Genomic DNA, 19,846 nt, shown 5'->3' on the forward strand with positions numbered 1-19,846 from the left:
CCGCCTGATAAAGCCATCAGCAGGCGGTGCGGAGATTACAGTTTCTCAACCGCCCAGGCGATACCGCTGGCGTACTCTTCCGGTAGCTGTGGCACCAGCGCGTTAAGGGCCGCCCTGAGCCGCGCGGTATCACCGTCGGTCAGGTTAAGATGCCCGACCTTACGGCCCGGACGCACCTCTTTGTCATACCAGTGCAGATGCACCAGCGGCTGCTGCAACCAGTCAATGTTCACGGCGGTGCCAATCAGATTGACCATCACCGACGGCGCAAACACCACCGGCTGTGGCAACGGCAGCCCCAGAATTGCCCGCAGATGCAGTTCAAACTGGCTGATCGAGGCGCCATTCTGCGTCCAGTGACCGCTGTTGTGAACGCGCGGCGCCAGTTCATTAATCAGCAGACCGTCCGGCGTGACAAAACACTCCATCGCCATTACGCCGACGTAGTTCAGTTCCTGCATGATGGCGCTCAGCATCGCTTCCGCCTGCTGCTGCCGGGCCTGATCCGCCACCGGCCACGCCACGCTGGTGCGCAGAATGCCATCCTGATGCAGGTTGTGGGTCAGCGGATAGAACACCGTGCCACCATCGTGACCGCGCGCACCGACCAGCGACACTTCGCCGGAGAAATTAATTCCCTGTTCGACGATGCATTCGCCATAGCACTCTTCCGGCAACGCATCGGTTTCACCGGCGCGCAGACGCCACTGGCCGCGACCGTCATAGCCGCCGGTGCGACGTTTCACAATCGCCAGTTCGCCGAGCGAGTCAAACACTGACGGCCATTCGCTTTGGTCGGCCAGCAACTGCCAAGGCGCAGTCGCAAGATGGAGCTGATCCAGCAGCTGTTTCTGAGTAAAGCGATCGGCCAGACGCGGAAAAATCTCGCGGTTCACAAACGCCGGGTGGCTCGCCAGTTCACGCGTCAGCGCGGTTTCCGGCCAGCGCTCGATTTCGGCGGTGATGACGCTGTCGGCCATCGGCAGGGCAGCCGGATCGGCATCCAGACCCACCGGATAGACCGCAATCCCCAGCGGTTCACCCGCCTGACGCAGCATACGGCCTAACTGACCGTTACCGAGTACGCAAACCGGCTTCATGCGTCCTCCCGCGGATCGGGATGATTCAGCACCTCATCGGTCTGGCTCTGACGCCAGTTCGCCAACCGTGATGCCAGCGCGCCGTCGTGAATTGCCAGAATCTGCGCCGCCAGCAGTGCGGCATTGGCGGCACCAGCTTTGCCGATCGCCAGCGTACCGACCGGAATCCCGCGCGGCATCTGCACAATCGAATAGAGGCTATCGACGCCGCTCAGCGCGGCGCTCTGTACCGGCACGCCCAGTACCGGCAGCAGGGTTTTAGCCGCCAGCATACCCGGCAGATGTGCCGCGCCACCCGCGCCAGCAATAATGACCTGAAAACCCTGGTCAGCAGCGGTTTCGGCAAAGCTGAACAGTTTATCTGGCGTACGGTGTGCGGAGACCACTTCAACATGGAAGGGCACGTCCAGGCTGGTAAGGATTTCCGCAGTGAACTGCATGGTGGACCAGTCACTTTTAGAACCCATAACAATCGCGATGCGGGCCGGGGCGGCGTTGGATGACATGCGGTCAACTCCTGTGAATGAACAAACAGACCTGGCCGGGCGGACAGGTTTTGAAGGGCACAGAGAATAGCATGAGAAGCGAGCAAGGAAAACGGTTGCGTCGGGCGAAAGGGACGGATTTTGCCGACGATTAAAAGTCGAAATCGATCAGCTGAATGCCGCTGGCGTCGAGCTGAATCATCGATCCCCGGCTGTGCCAGGCACCCAGTACCGCGCGCTGCGCGGTTTCACCCTGTAGCGTCAGCTGATGAATGGCCGGACGGTGGGTATGGCCGTGGATCAGCAGACGTACCTGCTGGCGCAGCATAGTAGCGGTGACCGCCTCGTGGTTCACATCCATGATGGAGATGGATTTATGCTGATTGGCCTGTTTGCTGTCGGCACGCATCCGGGCGGCGATGCGTTTACGCAGCGACAGTGGCAGCGCAAGAAACAGCCGCTGAATCCACCGGTTATGGACTTTAGCGCGAAAACGCAGATAGCCGGCGTCGTCGGTGCAGAGCGTATCGCCGTGCATGATCAGCAGGCGGTGGCCGTAGAGCGTCAGAACCTGTTCTTCAGGCAGCAGCGTCATCCCGCTGGCGCGGGCGAAGCGCTGACCGATCAGGAAATCGCGATTGCCATGAATAAAGTAGATCGGAACGGAGAGGGCGCGCAGGGCGCTGGCGACCTGCTGATGCAGCGGATTCGGATCGTCGTCACCAATCCAGGCTTCAAACAGATCGCCAAGAATATAGAGCGCGTCGCAGTGTGGCGCTTCGCGCTGTAAAAAATGCAGAAAACCGGCGGTGATCGCCGGTTCTTCCTGACACAGATGGAGGTCTGCGATAAACAGGGTACGCGACATTACTCGCTGACGGTCACTTTCTGGATGATCACGTCATCTTTCGGCACATCCTGGTGCATGCCGCTGCGGCCAGTAGAAACGCCCTTGATTTTCTCGACCACATCCATGCCTTCAACCACTTCGGCGAATACACAATAACCCCAGCCCTGGACGCTTTCGTCACGGAAGTTCAGGAAGTCATTGTCAGCCACGTTGATGAAAAACTGTGCGGTCGCAGAGTGCGGCGCAGAGGTACGTGCCATAGCCAGCGTACCTTTGGTGTTTTTCAGGCCATTGTTGGCTTCGTTCTGGATTTCATCTTTGGTGGCTTTCTGCTTCATGCCCGGCTCGAAGCCGCCGCCCTGAATCATAAAACCATTGATCACCCGGTGGAAAATGGTGTTGTCGTAGAAACCTTCACGGCAGTAATCCAGGAAGTTCTTTACGGTTGCCGGCGCTTTATCATCGAAGGTTTTGATTACGATATCGCCATGGTTCGTCTGGAAAGTTACCATTATTGTCGTCCTGTAAAGGTTGTCGTCAGTTGCTGAGGCCGCTTTATCGGTTGGCGTGCCTCTTTTTGTCGACCGTTCTTATATCATAATTTCTGATGACGCGTCAGCAGCGCGGCGCAGTTGGCTTGCTTTGCGTCGCGCGAGCGATAAAAATACGGCACAATGTCTGGATACTTAAAAGTGTCAACCACACGCCAATACGGAACCGTTCAATGCTTAAGATTTATAACACCCTGAGTCGACAGAAAGAGGAATTCAGACCCATTCATGCCGGTAAAATCGGGATGTATGTTTGCGGCATCACGGTGTATGACCTCTGTCACATTGGTCATGGGCGGACGTTCGTGGCGTTTGACGTGGTGGCACGCTATCTGCGTTACCTCGGCTACCAGCTGGACTACGTGCGTAACATCACCGACATCGACGATAAAATTATCAAGCGTGCCAATGAAAACGGCGAGAGCATCGAAACCCTGACCAACCGGATGATTGGTGAGATGCACAACGATTTCGCTGCGCTGGGCATTCTGCCGCCCGATCAGGAGCCACGCGCCACGCGCCACATCGCTGAGATCATTGAGCTGGTGGAAACACTGATCGCTCGCGGTCACGCTTATGTGGCGGACAATGGCGACGTGATGTTTGATGTGCTTAGCGATACCGATTACGGCGCGCTGTCCCGTCAGGATCTGGAGCAGCTGCAGGCGGGCGCGCGGGTTGAAGTCGCCGACGTGAAGCGCAACCCGATGGACTTCGTGCTGTGGAAAATGTCCAAAGCGGATGAGCCAGCCTGGTCATCGCCGTGGGGCAATGGTCGTCCCGGCTGGCACATCGAGTGCTCGGCAATGAACTGCAAACAGCTCGGCACCCATTTCGATATTCACGGCGGCGGCTCCGATTTGATGTTCCCGCACCATGAAAATGAGATCGCTCAGTCGAGCTGCGCCCATGACGGCCCTTACGTCAACTACTGGATGCACTCCGGCATGGTGATGGTTGACCGCGAGAAGATGTCGAAATCGCTTGGCAACTTCTTCACGGTGCGTGATGTGCTGCAACATTATGATGCTGAAACCGTGCGTTACTTCCTGATGTCCGGTCACTATCGCAGCCAGCTGAACTACGGCGAAGATAACCTGAATCAGGCGCGTGCGGCGCTGGAGCGTCTCTACACCGCGCTGCGCCACACCGACAGCAGCGTACCTGCCCAGGGCGGCGAAGCGTTTGAAACACGTTTCCGCACCGCCATGGATGATGACTTCAACACGCCGGAAGCCTATTCGGTGCTGTTTGATATGGCGCGTGAAGTCAATCGCCTGAAAAGTGAAGATCGTGACGCAGCGAATGGCCTGGCGGCGAAGCTGCGTGAAATCGCCAACGTGCTGGGCATCCTGCAACAGGACCCGGAGCAGTTCCTGCAAAGTGGCGCGCAGGTGAATGATGAAGAAGTCGCAGAGATTGAACATTGGGTGAAAGCGCGTGCCGATGCGCGTGCCGCCAAAGACTGGGCGCAGGCGGATATCGCCCGCGACAAGCTCAACGCGCTCGGCGTGATCGTTGAAGATGGACCGCAGGGGTCCAGCTGGCGCCGCAAATAAACCGGAGAGGGCGAGCAATCGCCCTTTTTTTATGGCGATTGAACAGATTCAGATACGCGGCTTTCGATCGATTCGTGATCTGACGCTGCCGCTGCAGCAGCTCAATGTGGTCAGCGGCCCTAATGGCTGCGGTAAATCCAACCTCTATAAAGCGGTGCGGCTGCTGCATGAGGCGGCCAGCGGGCGTCTGGCGCTGGCGCTGGCTGACGAAGGCGGCATTCAGAAAGCGATGTGGGCCGGAGGTTTACGCCGGGGCGATCGCCGACACGATCCAAAGCGGCTGGAGCTGGCGGTGGTGATGGAGGATATGGATTACCAGCTGGAGATTGGCTTTCCCGAACCGCTGGTCACCAGCCTGTTCAATCTCGATCCGCTGGTGAAGCAGGAGCGACTCTGGCTGAGCGGTCAGCAGCGCCGTCCTTCCGTCTGCATTATGCAGCGCGAAAATCAGACCGCCTTTCTGCACAACGTTGAGGGCGAACGCGTCGCTTATCCGGCGGTGCTGCATCCCGAAGAGTCGCTGTTCGGTCAGCTTGGCGAACCCCATCGCTATCCGGAGCTTTCGCAGCTGCGTGAACGTCTGCAGCAGTGGCGTTTCTATCATGAGTTCGCGGTCTGGCCTGGCTCACCGATACGTGCGCCGCAGATTGGCGTCCGGGCCCCGGTGCTGGCGCATGACGGCAGTAATCTGGCGGCGGCGTGGGCGACCATTGTGGAGCGCGGCCATTCAGAGCTGTTGTTTGAGGTAATGGCGCAGGCCTTTCCCGACAGCCAGTTTGAGGTGGAGGTCCAGAACGGTCGTTTTCAGATGCTGATGTCGCGACGTGGCATTCTGCGCCCGCTGGAAAGCGCTGAGTTTTCTGACGGTACGCTGCGGTTTCTCTGTCTGGTGGTGGCGCTGCTCAGCCCGCGTCCACCCGCCTTTATGGCGCTGAATGAGCCGGAGAACAGCCTGCATGAAGATCTGCTGCCGGCGCTGGCACGCTTAATCGCTGAAGCCAGTGAGTTCAGTCAGCTCTGGATCACCAGCCATTCGCCCCGGCTCGCGACGTTGATTGCGCAGCACACGGCGGTGAATCATATTGCGCTGGAACAGCGGGAAGGGGAGACGCGGGTGAAGGGGGAGACGTTGTTGTAACAGCGTCCCCGCAGGGACGCCGGAGGTTTACGCGACCACAGTAATGCGGAAACCTGAAAATTCTACGGTCTGACCGGCTACGATTTTGCAGCGTTTACGCGTTTCCACCGCGCCATCGACCTTCACTTCACCCTCGGCAATCACGACTTTAGCCTGTGCGCCGCTCTGAACCCAGCCTTCCAGTTTCAGCAGATCACACAGATCGACGTGCGGGAATTTTCCCAGCGAAAAAGTTGCCATTTATTCTACCTCTCCATCATGAAACTCTTCACACGCCTGCAGCGTGTTTTGAATCAGGGTTGCAACGGTCATCGGTCCGACACCGCCTGGTACCGGCGTGATATAGGCCGCGCGCTGTGACGCGGAATCAAAATCGACGTCGCCAACCACTTTGCCGCTTTCCAGCCGGTTAATGCCGACATCAATCACAATTGCGCCCGGCTTAATCCAGTCGCCCGGAATAAAGCCCGGTTTACCGACCGCAACCACCAGCAGATCGGCATGTTCAACATGATGACGCAGATCTTTGGTAAAACGGTGGGTAACGGTGGTGGTACAGCCCGCCAGCAGCAGTTCCATACTCATTGGCCGGCCAACGATGTTGGACGCGCCAACCACCACGGCGTTCAGGCCGTAGGTGTCGATGTTGTAGCGTTCCAGCAACGTCACGATACCGCGCGGGGTGCAGGGACGCAGTTTTGGCGCACGCTGGCACAGGCGACCGACGTTATACGGGTGGAAGCCATCGACATCTTTATCGGGCGTGATGCGCTCCAGCACTTTGACGTTGTCGATGCCGGCGGGCAGCGGCAGCTGCACCAGAATGCCATCAATGTCGTTGTCCTGATTGAGCTGGTCGATCAGCTCCAGCAGCTCCGCTTCGCGGGTGGTGGCGGGCAGATCGTAGGAGCGGGAGAGGAAACCGACCTCTTCACAGGCGCGGCGTTTGCTGGCCACATAAATCTGCGATGCCGGGTTTTCACCCACCAGAACCACTGCCAGACCCGGCGCACGTTTGCCGGCCGCCAGACGCTGCTTCACTTTTTCCGCAACCTCAAGGCGCACCTGCTGCGCAATCGTTTTACCGTCAATAATTTTTGCTGCCATCAGAGAGGAAATCCACTGTGTTGTGTTGAATCGGGGGAAGGGGGCTATTTTGTCAGAAGCGTGGCGCGCTGTCAGTTACAGTTTCAGACGCGTACGCGCTTTCCGGCTTTTTCGTCGCGACGAGTGCCGGCCTGCATGCGTATGATATCTGCAGGACAATCAGGGGACGATGTAATGATTTGGATAATGCTTGCTACTCTGGCGGTGGTGTTTGTCGCTGGATTCCAGCTGCTCACCGCTGGCTCACGTCACGCCGCTCAGCGGCTCAGCAAACGGCTGCAGCTGCCACCGGTACAGGTGGAATCAATGATCTCTATGATGGGGAAAGAGGCGGCGAAAGAGTTTACCGACTATCTCAGCAACGATAATGAAACGCATCTGCATAATGGCGCAGCGGTACTGCTGATCTGGCAGGTGTTGATTGTGGACGGCAGCGAGGAGAACAGCCAGCGCTGGCATGCGATTCTCAGTCGTGCCGGTTTTCCACCGCTAATTAGCCGCCAGCAGCTGCTGCTCGCGCTGGGCTTTCTGCGCCAGCTGGAGCCGGACATCCCGGCGCTACATGCACTTCGTGAGCAATACAATGCGCGTTTCACATCACAAGGGATTGAGCTGGAAGGAGAATTTACCGACAACAGTAAACTCGTGTCGCTCAGCGAATGGCGCAGACGTCACTGACGCCAATTGGTCATTACCGCAGCACTTCGCTGCGGAGAAACGGCAAAAACGTTGACGTACCCGCTTCCCGACGTATAATCCGTGCCATCTCCATGCGCCCTTAGCTCAGTTGGATAGAGCACCGGCCTTCTAAGCCGTAGGTCACAGGTTCGAATCCTGTAGGGCGTACCAAATAAAATCAACGAGTAATCACCTCCCTCCGACGACCAGATTTTCCACATGGGACAGATGTGGGACGCGACTGCCAAAAATCGCATCAATTTGCCGTGCATGCTCCGTTAAGTGATTAGGTGCAAGGTGTGCATATCGCTGGACCATTTCAATACTTTCCCAGCCCGCCCATTTCCTGCAGCGCAGATAACGGAACACCAGCCTGAATTAACCAGCTCGCCCATGTATGCCGCAAGTCGTGAAACCGGAAATCCTCAATACCGGCTCGTTTCAGTGCTGCGCGCCACGCAGTGTTTGAATTGACCCGCATCTTCCTGACGCTGGCTGTTGTGGTCCCGTCGTTCCTCTTCACTGATTCGGTATGAACAAATACCCAATTGTTGTGCCGGCCAATCTGTCGCCTCAGGACTGATTCGGCCATTTCATTCTGCGCCACGCCAATAGCTCTGCCTGACTTGCTTTCTTCCGGATAAATCCACGCCACCTTTCGCTGCAGGTCAATCTGCTGCCACTTGAGGTCAACGATGCTTGAACGGCGCAATCCTGTCTCCAGCGCAAACTCTACGGTAGACTTCAGAGGTTCGGGACATTCATCAATCAGTCGCTTTGCCTCAGCGGGTTCGAGCCACCGTACCCGCTTATTTCTTTCCTGCGGCACTTTGATGACCGGCGACTTCTCGATCCATTTCCATTCCCGTTCCGCTGCACGCATTATCGCTTTCATTAATGCCAGGTGCTTAGCTTTGGTTGAGGTGGAAACGGCAGCCGGTTTGTACTCCCCGATATCCAGCCCCTTCTTCGCCATTGATACGGCGCGCTGCTCCCTTCTCTCTTTTGCTTTGCGGTTAGTCAGCCTGCTGACTGCGGCATAAATCTTCGCCTCGCTGATATCCTTCAGCAATACGCCTTCAAAGTGCATGAGCCAGAATCCGATCCTGCCCTTATCTGCATCGAGCGATCTCTTGTGCGCCTTTTCTTCCAGCCAGCGCAGGCAAGCCTCTTCAAAGGTTACGTCGGGAAAATCACCCAGGCGATCTATTCGCCATAACTCAGCCTTTCTCCGATCGTGCAGCTCCTGTGCTTGCTTTCGGTCCTCTGTGCCAAGAAATTCTTTAATGCGCTTCCCGCCTGGCGTTCTCTTCCTCAAGCGACTTCAGGCATTTAACCTCGGGCACCTCCATACCGCCATACTTCTTACGCCAGGTGTAAAAGGTGGCGTCGGAAATGGCGTGCTTACGGCAGAGCTCACGGGCAGAAACCCCGGCTTCAGCTCGCGGAGGATACTTATGATCTGTTCGTCGGAAAAACGCTTCTTCATGGGGATGTCCTCATGTGGCTTATGAAGACATTACTAATATCGCGGTGTATTAATCAACGGGGGGCAGGTCAATCTGGGGATTGGTAGCGTCAAGGTCACGGTCCGCTAGAATACAACCGCGATGGGTGACGAGTTAGTAGGTCAGGTTTAATCAGTAAAACCGCGCAAGACAACGTGTTGGTATAATCGTTAGTGTAATTTTTTTCGAAAATTATTTTATGCTTTTTGTCAATTGGTTAGGGTATTAATTTGAATCCTGTAGACACCAGGTTCAAGTCAAGAGATGTTAATCAACGCCTTTTTATGCATGAAATTTAATGAAATTGCTGCACTTCAGTTCTCGACACTAAACATAAATCTAACTATAAATATCCTGCCAAAACGACCCATATACTGTTAGAGATCTTCCGACATACTGATTATGTCCCTTCAGAAGATCGCCATGCGTAAGATCCGATTCACCGAACACCAGATCATTGCCGTTCTGAAGTCTTTCGAAGCCGGACGGATCGTCCATTAGCCTAACAATGCCGCCCAATTCGAGCCATGCCTAAGCTTACTGTTATGTAAATATCTCCCCTAAACAAACCATTCGCTTAATCGGCATTCAGTATCGCACTGATTTTACCTAAAAAAACCGCGTGCCAAAATCAGTTAACCACAACAATTCCTCACCCTGACATCAGCAATAATCGATATCACGATATTGTTTCCATTCCTCCTCCTCGATAAGCTGGTGACACACTGCCAGATTAAGCTCAACAAAACCTTCCCAGGTGTAGAGTTGGGAGTAATGACGTTCAAATTGCAGATCGACCCGACAAATATCCGGACGATCGTTGTATATGCTGCAACCTTTACTGGCTGCGTCATAATGTAAGCATGTGCCGTCACCACGATCCAGAGAACGCGTTTCTTCTGCCAGACTCACGCGCTGGCAACAAAGACCGCACTGAACGCATGGGAATGGTGAAAGGTTGCTATAGCAGGACATTTTCATCACTCGTTATTAGGCCCGCGAATATACGCGAGCCTGGTTTTAACTTACGCGGCAACATCATCCAGATTGTCTTTTTTACCTTCGGCAACGGCTGCAATATCAATAATCCGTCGTTCAGTGGAAAGCACTAGATTTCCCTCTTGATCAAGGATCGGGGTATCAATCATGGCTTTCAATAATTGCGCGTACTTAACTGACATAAATACGGCTTCTTTGCTCTCCTGCGGGAAGTCACGGAAGTTTTCACCGTGGCTTTTTAGGGCGTTCTTCATGACGTGAACGCTACCGCGAAGGCGACCACTCGTCAGGGAGAAGGCATTATTTGCCAGCGTCGTGACCTTTTCGATAGTCTGGAGTTTACCCACCATTAATGCGCCCTGGTCGCGGATCGTTTTTGCCTGTTCCAGGTTACTGTGTGCGTTGTTTAGCGCTTCTTCACCCTTATTGCCCAGAATATGGCCGAAAATAGCCAGAGCCGGGCCTGCAACAATTCCGCCCAACACCATCATTCCACCAGCCATGCCAAAACCACCTGTTGCCAGTGAACCGCCGCCAAGCCATGCCAGCGTGGCATTGGTTGCTGCTACGCCAGACAGAGAGGAGATCGCCGTTCCTGTGCTTGCCGTTGCCAGCAGCATCGTGCCGTTATAGGCACCAAATGCCAGCGCTGCACCGCTTCCCATTCCCGCGCCAATACCCAGACCGGCATCTTTCAGCATCTGATAATCCTGCTTCAGGCCCGACAAGGTTGAGCTGGTAAAATCACCCGCGTTGAGTTTTTCCAGCTCAGCGCTGTTAGCCAGTTCGACGTTTTTAAGGCGGCCGAAGTTAACGATAAAATCATTAATGATGCCGTTGAACGCACGAAGCTTGCGCTGACCATAGTCTTCAATGATTTTATTGGTGGCTTCACGGCTGGACTCAATTTGAGCGCTTGCGTTATCAACCATGCTCTGTGCGTTTTCATTGATGTTTTTTGCATTGTTGTGGTCTTTTGCACCACCAGCACCTTTAGCAATACCGTAAATCCCTGCGGCGGCAGCTACCGCACCGATAATAATTGGAATAGGCATGTCATAACTCCTTTATTCAAGAATCAGGGCGAGTAATTTACTTATTTCATTGTTTAACGACTCAGCATGATCCAGCAGATCTTTAAAAATAAAGTCCGGAATTTTTAATGTAAGCTGAATTTCTTTCAGCAACATCCATTCAATGCTGGAAATGTGGCCATCTCGTAGCGCGACCAAAAAAAGCTGGAAAATAATGACTTTTGGCGTCGTGATATTCTCCATTGTTTGATGCTCGAGCAGAGTTTTTAATACTGAGGTTGCAGCCTGAATACGAGTTTCAGGCGTATCAATGATGGAAAGTGGATAGGTCTTCAGTTTCTCAATGAGTTTTTTTTCAGCAGAAATGCTGAAGAATCCATCAAAGACTCCCGAAGCAGAAAAGCCTGGCGAGTGCTGTTCCATCTCTTTCAGTAACTCAGTTTCCAGAGCATCCTTCTGGATTGTCAGATTATTCAGGTCAGAGTCCGACCTCAGTTCACCCTTCGTTTTTCCATCCCAAAGCAATGGGTTGTCGGACAATGCAAGAAGTCTGGCAAGCTCAATGAGCAGTGCCTTTTTATCAGCAGGCAGCATTTTAATTAGCATGGTGATCCTGTTCCCTTTCACAACATTAAAGGTTTATCTGAGTTCATAAAATCTTCGAACTCAGACATGGTCTGGAACTGAAGTTGGATGCCGAGCAAAGTGGCAAAATCATTAACCGCAAATGCGAGGTCATTAATATTATCGGTGTCTTCAGAAATGGCTTTAAAGAGACGGTGTGTATCTTTATGAAGCTGTGGAATTTCCCTAGCCATAAATTCATCAAGCAACGCCTGCTGCTGTGCGATACAAGCACGGGCTTCAGTCTCAACAGCGCTGATTTGTGCCAAACGTTTACGCGAGAGTGCCGCCCCACGAGCTGCTTCAAGAGCGCTTTGATAAAACATGGATGAAAGCGTGTAACCAATCATGCCGCCAATCGCCGCCCCGACCACCGGAATGGGTATAGCTATTTGCCCGAGTGCCGCCATCATCCCACTGGAAAACATTCCGGCACCTTTTTCACCGATCTCATGCAGCAATTGAGCTTCATCAATTTCATTATTGACGTAACGCTTGATGGAGACTCCCAGCGACAAGCAGATATTGACCACCAGCGCGGGGGCTGATGTTCCAGCTATGGCTTGCAGTGCCTGCCTTTCTGACTGTTGTAAACCCGCCTTTATTGCTGAACCCGCGAATGCTGTGCCATAACCCAGCGCTGCTGCTTTAGCGGTATCAACGACTGTATCTTCAGCGGCTTCACCTAGCGTTTTCTTTTGTTGCGCTACATTAAAGATGTTGACGACCAGTGAAATCGCACTGCCAACAGCCGCCCCTGTTTTTGCCCCTTCAATACCCGCGCGGTGGCTGGTGCGTGCAATATCCATTGCAGTTGCGATCTTGGGATGCTCACGGTAGAAAATGGCTTGTTTGGTCGTTAAACCACTGTCACGAACATTACCAGCCAGCTGATCGTAGTTCTCTGCTTCACGGAGAAGTTTATCTGCAACATCCTGCTTTCCGGCAGCCTCAACCTTACTCGCTTGTTCACGCAGGTCTGCGGCTTGTTTACGACAGTGTTCCGCCGCTCCTTCATACTGTTCCGACGGCAACTCCAGCTTAACGCCCCGGTAGCGTGAGAATTTACCGTCATCTTTGGCGATATCTTTTAAAAGTTGGTCACGGTCGCCGACAAATTTCATCTGGCTTTGCGAACCTTCAACAATCACGCCATTCTGAATTTTCACGCGATCGACGACATTATGGTTGCGACCATATTCTTTCAAATCGTCGCTACGGATCGTTCGCACGGTCTCGCCATTAATAATCGCTTCTGCGTTATCACGACTGGTGGTTGCAATTTCCGCAGAGTAACCCGCCTGCTGCTTAATATTCTGTGTCGCGTAATCAGGATTCACTTTATGCTTCGCGATATCCGCCAAACCTTTAGCAAACCGTTGCCCGGTCTCGTTATCAACGCCACGATAGCCTTTAATATATTCGGCGCTTGCACTGCCAAAACGCTTAACGATTTCGCCTTCAGCCACAGCGATAACTGTACGGTTCTGATCGCTGTCGATTTGGTCCTTGTCGCGTTGTTGCTTATTATTGTCAGTAGGCGATAACGCGAAATTCTCATTTGATTCCATAATTATTCCCGTGCAGGTCTATGGATTGCCTTTATATTTCCGTGCCGATTTACGCTTCCACAACCGGCTGCCGTTGAACGTTACTGACTGCTTCCCCAAAGGCAGCTAAAAACCACTTCAGCATGGCGCTGTCTACCACCGTGGCGGAGAATTCCAGGCGTTCATTGCCTATTTTCCGATGGGTTTGATCCAGTGAAAGCGGTGATTCAATCAAGTGGAAACCAGCGGTACGGTCAATTTCAAACGTAAGAAATATCTGGTGGCCTTCACCAAATCCGAAGCGCCCATCGTCATCATATTGTTTCAGATTGAATTCGGCTGGACGCTCGAAGGTAAAGGTGCTGACGCTAGCGGATAGAATACGATTGAGCGCCAGACTGCGTTCGTTGTTGTAGCCTTCGAAACGACAGACCAGGTAGAGGCGAGGGCCTTGCTGCGCTAGGCCCAATGGCATCACTGTGTTTTCACTCTCTTTTCCGCTCGCATTGCGATAGGTGATGCGCAATAAACGATTGAGATATAACGCTTCACTAACAGATTCAAACACGCCATCAGCAATCGGTGGCGGCAGTAACGGTTGGCTGGTTGCCACAATGCGTACTTTATCCGGCCACTCTGCTTCGAGACGGGTAGGGCCGTTGTCATGCAAATTACGTTGCGCCTGGGTGAACAACCCGTTCATTGATTTGATTAATCGGGTTGGTAAAATAGGCTTCAGATGTGCTTCTGCCATTGCCAATAGCAGCGATTCTTGCGGCGTCAGCATCGGTAGCGAAACGCCATTAGAATTCTCCAGCCAGCGATAGCCATAGGGACGGCTACGGTTGTCGCACTCGATATCAAAATGGTCGCAAAGCATTTCCAGATTACGCTGAATAGTCCGTAAATCGCGCGAGATTCCCGCATGCAACAATTGCTCGTGCAGTTCTCTTGCTGTGATTTTTCTGCCGCGCGGAATACGACGCAACAGCTCAAGAGCCAGCACGGTGGTTTCAATAGTTTCGGGTCTTTTAGCCATTTTGATCCCCTATCAAATTAATTACTACAGAAAGCCAATCGCTGATTTATTGCGTTTTTTCATCCAGCACTCGTTTTTCAGTGCCGCAACAAAGGCTTCTACTGAACTCACTGGCCTGAATTGATGTTGACGTGCTACCAGCGCAAAATCACCAGGTGTCAGATAGTCCAGTTTTGATACTTCCTCGATGTCACTGAAATGCGGCTCATTAAGCTGTAGCTCACGGCAGTAGAGATTCAGCAATGCCACAGCCTGTTCATCACAGAGATAGTTGAAGCGCACCTTAAAATCGAAACGACGCAGCGCGGCGGCATCCAGCACATCAAATCTGTTCGTAGTGGCGATCAAAATACCTTCAAACTGTGCCATCTGACTCAGCATCTCGTTGGCGCTGCTTACCTGCCAGGGGTACTGAAATTCGTCGCGTACGCTGAGAAAACTGTCAATCTCATCAATCAGCAGTAGCGCATTGTCGCGGTACGCCTGATCAAATAGTGCCGCTATGTTCTGTTCACTTTCACCCACGTAACGACCAAAAAGCTGTGAGGCTTTGCGTTCTATTACCATCATATCTAGCTGCTTCGCCAGCCAATATACCCATGCAGTTTTACCAGTGCCCGGTGGGCCATAAAGACAAAAACGAGCTGATTGGCCACGCATCAGAGCTTTTCCAATCTCGCCAAGGGGAACATCACTACTGATAAATGCAGAGTCATAGAGCGCTGATGTTTGGGCAGCAACATGACGTTTTATCGGCATATGTCCTTGTGCCTTTAGGGTGTTATTGATTAAATACATTAAAGTCTCAGGGCGATTTTCTTTGGGTAGATTTTCGCCAATGGCCGCAAGCACGCTTGCCGCCCGGTTAACAACCGCCGGTGCAAGATAAGGTGCTTCAGCTAACTGAGAGATGGCGTCAGGTGCCAGTATCTCGCCGCAGGCTTGTTGTATGATATCTGCCCGCAGCTCACGTGGTGGGGCATTGAGCTCAATTACCATGTCAAAGCGGCGCACCAGAGCCGGATCCATACAGCTGATGTCATTGGTTACCCAGAGAGAGGGGACGACATTCTCTTCCAATAAGCGATTGATCCATGCTTTCGCTAATGGAAGCGGGTTGCTGTTATGTATTCCGGGACTTTCGACAAAAACATCTTCAGCCTCATCGAGTAGAATGAGCGATTTTTCTTCAATGAATAAACGCTGAGCTGCACGCCAGGCACGTAAGCGACGACTTCCGCTGAGTGGGCGCAGGGCTTCATTCTCACTACTAACTTCATAGAGAGAAGTCTGCAACTCTTCGGAGATCAAGCGGCATAGCTGACTTTTACCACTGCCCGGTTGACCATGAATTAGGATGTTTACCCCAACACGATGCGTGTTTAGTGCATGATGCAACCATTGGCGCAGAATACTTACTGCCGGGATGTGAGCATAATTTTCTAACTTCAGTTCGGCTGGTCCACAGCCATTAATCAGGCCTTGCAGGAGTCGCGCTGGGCTAGTCTCACCAGCGTAAAGGCGTTCTGACAATGTTGGCGAGAAAGGCTCAAGTTTGCTGCGTAGCAAATGTGCGCCATTCATTTCAAGACTAATCAGCCCGGTTTTAGTTAAGGTGCTCGTAGGGCCAAGCGCATCGCGTACATCGATCTCGGGTATATCTAAAATTGCCGCCAACACGCGATAAACGTTTGCGGAGGTGAGCGACCCAAGCCATTCCGTGACGTCATCAAGCAGCCGTTCCTGATGTAACTGTAATGTGAATTCCAGTATGGATTTTTCGGCACTGTTTAGGCCAATACGCGTGGAAAATCTGCTCACTGCAGAATGAAAAATAGAATACTGGGTTAGCGAATTATGTTGTTCAGCATCCTGATAATATTTTCGTAACTTATTCAGTAACGAATCTTGATCTTGTTGGGTAAAGTTAAAAGGATGTTCATGGGTGAGATGAAGATAATCAGCCAGCTGCTGATTACTAAATCCATGCTGAGTAATAAACTGTTTATGTGCGCCCAGGCGAAAAAGTATCCGCAAAATCCACTGTTGCATTTTAGTATCCCGATAATTCATTTCAGCGACTTCAGTTAGTTCAGCAGACTTTTCAGTGTTCATATTTATCCCTCGTGAAAATGCTATTTTCATATTACGCTGTGACATTTTGTGTCGCAGGGAGTGAGGGTGATTTTTTAGGGTTTTTTGTTCGCCTGCGGCACAAGTTGTCGCAGGGGTATGAATGGGGTTTTGTGTTGGGAAATAATTATATTAAATTTTCTCTTCTAATTGCCGATAACTCTTTTTCAGCCCTGAGTTAATTGTATTTGTTCGCAAAGTATACGTTTTAATCTGTGAGGAAATGGAAATGCCAAGTAAATCTATACGTTCGATGATTAAAGAGATTAACAATCCGGATGCCGATGGTCACGGGCTTTGGTTGCCAAATATTCAGCGACAATTTGTATGGAACAAGGAGCAGATTGCCAGATTGTGTGACTCAGTGATGCGCCGCTACCCATTATCATCCATGCTATTATGGCGTACGAATGAACCGATCAAGTATCGAAGCTTTATCCAGAACCTTAATGGCGGCAAAGTAGATCTCAAAAGTCATTACCAGCACAATCCAAAGAAATTAAAACGTCTGGTTTTGGATGGGCAGCAACGATTACAAAGTTTTTATCTTGCTCTACAAGGTTGCATCGATAACGAAGTGCTTCATTTGCATGTTTTAAGCGGAGAGCAGGTGAGTTCAGAGGAGATCCGTTATCGGTTTGAGTTTAAAGTACCTGCAGAAAAAAACTGGCCGTGGGTACCTCTGGCTAAAATTATTTACTCAGGTAGTCTTCCGGAGGATTTACTTTTTGAACTAGCGGAAGATGAAGTTGCGGCACTCACTGATAATCAACGGCGCCAGGCAATACGTAATTTGAGTCTTGCTCAGCGTGAGTTCGGCAATGATAGCGTTTTGCTTTATCATGAAATTGATAGCACCCAGGATGATAACGCGCTAAAATTTGAAGATGTGGTTGAAGTATTCATTCGCGCTAACTCTGGTGGCACTAAATTAAATAAATCAGATTTGATGTTTACGCTGCTTTCTACGGAGTGGGAAGATGCTGATATCGTATTTGAAGATTTTTTAGATAAAATTAACGATAATGAAAGATTCCAGTTTTCACGCGACTTTCTTATTAAGCTTAGTACAACAGTGCTTGGCTATAATGCGAAGTATGATGTCGATAAACTTCGGGACGACCAGGTTAGGAAGGAAATTAGCGAAAACTGGCCAGATATTGCTAGCGCATTACTTTTTGTTAAAGATGAGATCGTCACCAGTACTTATATCCGTTCTCACAAGGCGTTAACGTCTTATAATGCGCTTATTCCTTTAGTCTATTTGCAATATCACTTTCCCGGACAGTTATCTAAATCAAAAATTCTTCACGAATATTTTGTTCCTGCGCTGTTTTCTGGAGTGTTTTCTGGTCAGCCAGATAGTATTATAGATAAAATGGTTAAATCTATAAAAGAAAATGAAGGGTTTGATATAAAGAAAATCAAATTATTGATTGAAACTTCTAACAAATATTTACATGTTAATGAAAGTCACGTATTAAACTATTGTGGCTATGGGTCTGGAAATATTCATTTGCTCTTCAATATTTGGTATGGCAGGGAGTATAGGGCGGGTGGATTCCAGCATGAGCCTCAAATAGATCATATTTTTGCGCGCAGTATACTTAAAGACCAGAAGGAATTGAACGACGCTACAGGACGCGAAGTTCAGCGTTATGGTGCCTGGGAAATAAACCAATTGGCAAATTGTATGTTGCTGCCCGCACATCAAAATGGTGCAGGCGATAAAGGTGATAAATCAGTCGATAAATGGCTGGCTGAGCAATCAGAAGACTTTCTCGATTTGCACTGTATCCCAAAAACAAAAACATTATGGAAAGTCGAAAATTATGAACGCTTTATTGATAAGCGCCAGCAGCTAATCATTAAGCGATGTGAGGAGTTGGGATTACTCAGCTCAGAGGAGTAATGCAACCGGAGCAATTCTGCACAGGATGACAGAGTTGCTTTTAATCTTACATTGCTCACTCTTTTGTATAAGCCTTCTGGCAAGGAGGCCGGTTTCAACTGGCTATGCCTGAAGATAACTGGAACGCGCCACCATCAACGATGACGAGGTTGCGATTATCAGCTGCCGAAAAAGTGACGGATAAAGTGAGAAGAGGTGAGGGAGGGTAAGTGACCGCTGGCCCCTGTTGTTCTGCGCAGACAGGAATAGAAAGAAAATGCCGGGCCAGATCCACCTTTCAGGGAAAATGAACAGTGGCTCTCTCCGTTGCAGAGAGAGCCACAGATTAACCTATTAAGATGGCCCGGATGTCATTAACGTTGGTTAACGTCGGTCCGGTGATCAGCAGGTCATTAATCGCATGAAAATAGCTGTAGCTGTCATGCGCATTCAGATAGCTAAGCGCATCAAGTCCGCAGGTTTTACCGCGCACCAGCGTATCCGGAAAAACCATCGCACCCGCAGCCTCCTCGGTGCCATCAATACCGTCACTGTCTCCCGCGATGGCCCAGATTCCGCTTTCTCCCCGCAGTGCGCAGGCCAGCCCAAGTAAAAACTCGCTGTTACGCCCGCCTTTCCCGGCCTTTGCCTCGTTTACCGTGACCGTTGTTTCTCCCCCGGAAAGCAACACAGCCGGCCCTTTCAGCGGCTGACCGTGCTGCTTCACCGATTTTGCGATGCCCGCCATAACGGTGGCGACCTCCCGGCTCTCACCTTCGATGGCATCGCCGAGTATCAGCGGGGTGATCCCGTGACGACGCGCGGCGCTGGCCGCGGCCTGTAATGCCATCGCGGGTGTGGCAATCATTCTGACCTCACCTTTAGCCAGCATCCCTGATAATGCCGTCGGCTGGCTCAGCACATGGCGAACTGCTGCGGAGATCGGAATAGCGTAGCGCTCCAGTACCTTCAGCGCCTCTTCTGGCGTGCTGCTGTCAGCCACCGTCGGACCGGATGCCACATCCGCCGGATTATCACCCGGCACATCGCTGATAATCAGCGAAACCACCCGGGCAGGCTGCGCCAGTGCAGCCAGTCGGCCGCCCTTTATCGCCGACAGATGACGCCTGACCAGATTCATCTCTCTGATGCTGGCACCGCTGTGCAGCAGTGCCCGGGTAACTGACTGTTTATCGACCAGCGTGATACCCGGCGCGGGTAAGGCCATCACGGCGGAGCCACCGCCAGATATCAGCGCCAGATCGTCGGGTGTCAGGCCGCGCAGCGTTTCCAGAATCAGCATCGCTGCCGTTTCACTCATTGCATCTGAAACCGGATGAGACGCCTCCAGAATACGGATGCGTCCGGCGGGCACGGCGTGACCGTAGCGCGTCACCACCACGCCACTGACTTCCACATCTGGCCAGGCGGCATCCACCGCTGCCGCCATAGCGGCCGACGCCTTGCCGGCCCCGACCACCACACAGCGGCCGGCGGGCTTCCGCGGCAGCGCGGCCGGCACGACAGGTCCGGGACGGGCGCTGTCAACCGCCTGCGTAAAGATATCCTCCAGTATCGCTGCGGCCTGATCGTTTCTCAT

Annotated in this window: 18 protein-coding genes, 1 tRNA gene and 1 pseudogene; 5 read left to right on the forward strand and 15 right to left on the reverse strand. The window is 52.0% G+C overall.

Annotated features, from left to right (window positions below; all coding sequences use genetic code 11):
• Positions 1-35: 35 nt before the first annotated feature.
• From purK to ppiB, 4 genes are all read right to left on the reverse strand, one after another.
• Complete coding sequence (gene purK, locus ACX3P5_RS04460) at positions 36-1,100, reverse strand: 5-(carboxyamino)imidazole ribonucleotide synthase (RefSeq protein WP_233985069.1); 1,065 nt, start codon at positions 1,098-1,100, stop codon at positions 36-38.
• Positions 1,097-1,606: a 5-(carboxyamino)imidazole ribonucleotide mutase gene (gene purE, locus ACX3P5_RS04465; RefSeq protein WP_233985068.1), complete on the reverse strand. Its 510-nt coding sequence runs from the start codon at positions 1,604-1,606 to the stop codon at positions 1,097-1,099. The genes purK and purE overlap by 4 nt, the downstream gene beginning before the upstream one ends.
• 130 nt (positions 1,607-1,736) lie before the next feature.
• Positions 1,737-2,453 (reverse strand): UDP-2,3-diacylglucosamine diphosphatase, encoded by a 717-nt coding sequence (lpxH, locus tag ACX3P5_RS04470; protein WP_458968339.1) that lies wholly within the window; start codon positions 2,451-2,453, stop codon positions 1,737-1,739.
• Positions 2,453-2,947 (reverse strand): peptidylprolyl isomerase B, encoded by a 495-nt coding sequence (gene ppiB, locus ACX3P5_RS04475; protein WP_031376072.1) that lies wholly within the window; start codon positions 2,945-2,947, stop codon positions 2,453-2,455. Before ppiB ends, lpxH begins: the two co-directional genes overlap by 1 nt.
• Positions 2,948-3,159: 212 nt before the next feature.
• Between ppiB and cysS the strand changes: the two genes are divergently transcribed.
• Positions 3,160-4,545, forward strand: coding sequence for a cysteine--tRNA ligase (gene cysS, locus ACX3P5_RS04480; RefSeq protein WP_233985066.1), 1,386 nt, complete (start codon positions 3,160-3,162; stop codon positions 4,543-4,545).
• A 31-nt stretch (positions 4,546-4,576) separates the two neighbouring features.
• Complete coding sequence (locus tag ACX3P5_RS04485) at positions 4,577-5,683, forward strand: AAA family ATPase (protein ID WP_458968340.1); 1,107 nt, start codon at positions 4,577-4,579, stop codon at positions 5,681-5,683.
• A gap of 27 nt (positions 5,684-5,710) precedes the next feature.
• On the opposite strand, the gene ybcJ is transcribed toward ACX3P5_RS04485, so the two are convergent.
• A complete protein-coding gene (gene ybcJ, locus ACX3P5_RS04490; RefSeq protein ID WP_031376075.1) occupies positions 5,711-5,923 on the reverse strand; it encodes a ribosome-associated protein YbcJ in 213 nt (70 codons plus the stop codon).
• Entirely contained in the window at positions 5,924-6,790 is an 867-nt protein-coding gene (folD, locus tag ACX3P5_RS04495; RefSeq protein ID WP_031376076.1) for a bifunctional methylenetetrahydrofolate dehydrogenase/methenyltetrahydrofolate cyclohydrolase FolD, read from the reverse strand. It lies immediately after the preceding gene.
• A gap of 174 nt (positions 6,791-6,964) precedes the next feature.
• Here folD and ACX3P5_RS04500 point away from each other — a divergent pair, with 174 nt between their 5' ends.
• Both ACX3P5_RS04500 and ACX3P5_RS04505 read left to right on the forward strand, forming a co-directional pair.
• A complete protein-coding gene (locus ACX3P5_RS04500; RefSeq protein WP_233985063.1) occupies positions 6,965-7,468 on the forward strand; it encodes a DUF1198 family protein in 504 nt (167 codons plus the stop codon).
• A 94-nt stretch (positions 7,469-7,562) separates the two neighbouring features.
• Positions 7,563-7,639: transfer RNA gene (locus ACX3P5_RS04505), tRNA-Arg, on the forward strand.
• A 148-nt stretch (positions 7,640-7,787) separates the two neighbouring features.
• Here the strand turns inward: ACX3P5_RS04505 and ACX3P5_RS04510 are convergent.
• The 8 genes and pseudogenes from ACX3P5_RS04510 to ACX3P5_RS04545 all read right to left on the reverse strand — a co-directional run bounded on the left by ACX3P5_RS04510 (position 7,788) and on the right by ACX3P5_RS04545 (position 16,337).
• On the reverse strand, positions 7,788-8,786 hold the full coding sequence (locus ACX3P5_RS04510; RefSeq protein WP_458968341.1) for a tyrosine-type recombinase/integrase: 999 nt from the start codon (positions 8,784-8,786) through the stop codon (positions 7,788-7,790).
• Positions 8,767-8,957, reverse strand: a pseudogene (locus tag ACX3P5_RS04515) (transposase); the annotation flags it as partial. The gene ACX3P5_RS04510 and the pseudogene ACX3P5_RS04515, both read right to left, overlap by 20 nt.
• A 682-nt stretch (positions 8,958-9,639) precedes the next feature.
• Complete coding sequence (locus ACX3P5_RS04520) at positions 9,640-9,957, reverse strand: YkgJ family cysteine cluster protein (protein WP_336754822.1); 318 nt, start codon at positions 9,955-9,957, stop codon at positions 9,640-9,642.
• A gap of 44 nt (positions 9,958-10,001) precedes the next feature.
• Positions 10,002-11,030, reverse strand: a complete 1,029-nt coding sequence (locus ACX3P5_RS04525; protein ID WP_336754823.1) for a hypothetical protein — start codon at positions 11,028-11,030, stop codon at positions 10,002-10,004.
• Positions 11,031-11,042: 12 nt separating this feature from the next.
• Positions 11,043-11,615 (reverse strand): hypothetical protein, encoded by a 573-nt coding sequence (locus ACX3P5_RS04530; RefSeq protein WP_458968342.1) that lies wholly within the window; start codon positions 11,613-11,615, stop codon positions 11,043-11,045.
• A 17-nt stretch (positions 11,616-11,632) separates the two neighbouring features.
• Positions 11,633-13,204, reverse strand: coding sequence for a hypothetical protein (locus ACX3P5_RS04535; protein ID WP_336754826.1), 1,572 nt, complete (start codon positions 13,202-13,204; stop codon positions 11,633-11,635).
• Positions 13,205-13,253: 49 nt separating this feature from the next.
• Positions 13,254-14,222 carry a helix-turn-helix transcriptional regulator gene (locus ACX3P5_RS04540; RefSeq protein WP_336754827.1) on the reverse strand — a complete coding sequence of 323 codons (969 nt, stop codon included), beginning with the start codon at positions 14,220-14,222 and terminating at the stop codon, positions 13,254-13,256.
• Positions 14,223-14,246: 24 nt separating this feature from the next.
• Positions 14,247-16,337 (reverse strand): AAA family ATPase, encoded by a 2,091-nt coding sequence (locus tag ACX3P5_RS04545; RefSeq protein WP_458968343.1) that lies wholly within the window; start codon positions 16,335-16,337, stop codon positions 14,247-14,249.
• A 247-nt stretch (positions 16,338-16,584) separates the two neighbouring features.
• Here ACX3P5_RS04545 and ACX3P5_RS04550 point away from each other — a divergent pair, with 247 nt between their 5' ends.
• Positions 16,585-18,267: a GmrSD restriction endonuclease domain-containing protein gene (locus ACX3P5_RS04550; protein WP_458968344.1), complete on the forward strand. Its 1,683-nt coding sequence runs from the start codon at positions 16,585-16,587 to the stop codon at positions 18,265-18,267.
• A 325-nt stretch (positions 18,268-18,592) separates the two neighbouring features.
• Here ACX3P5_RS04550 and ACX3P5_RS04555 read toward each other — a convergent pair whose 3' ends face one another.
• Entirely contained in the window at positions 18,593-19,846 is a 1,254-nt protein-coding gene (locus tag ACX3P5_RS04555) for a glycerate kinase type-2 family protein (protein WP_458968345.1), read from the reverse strand.

Source organism: Pantoea sp. S-LA4 (assembly GCF_054482835.1).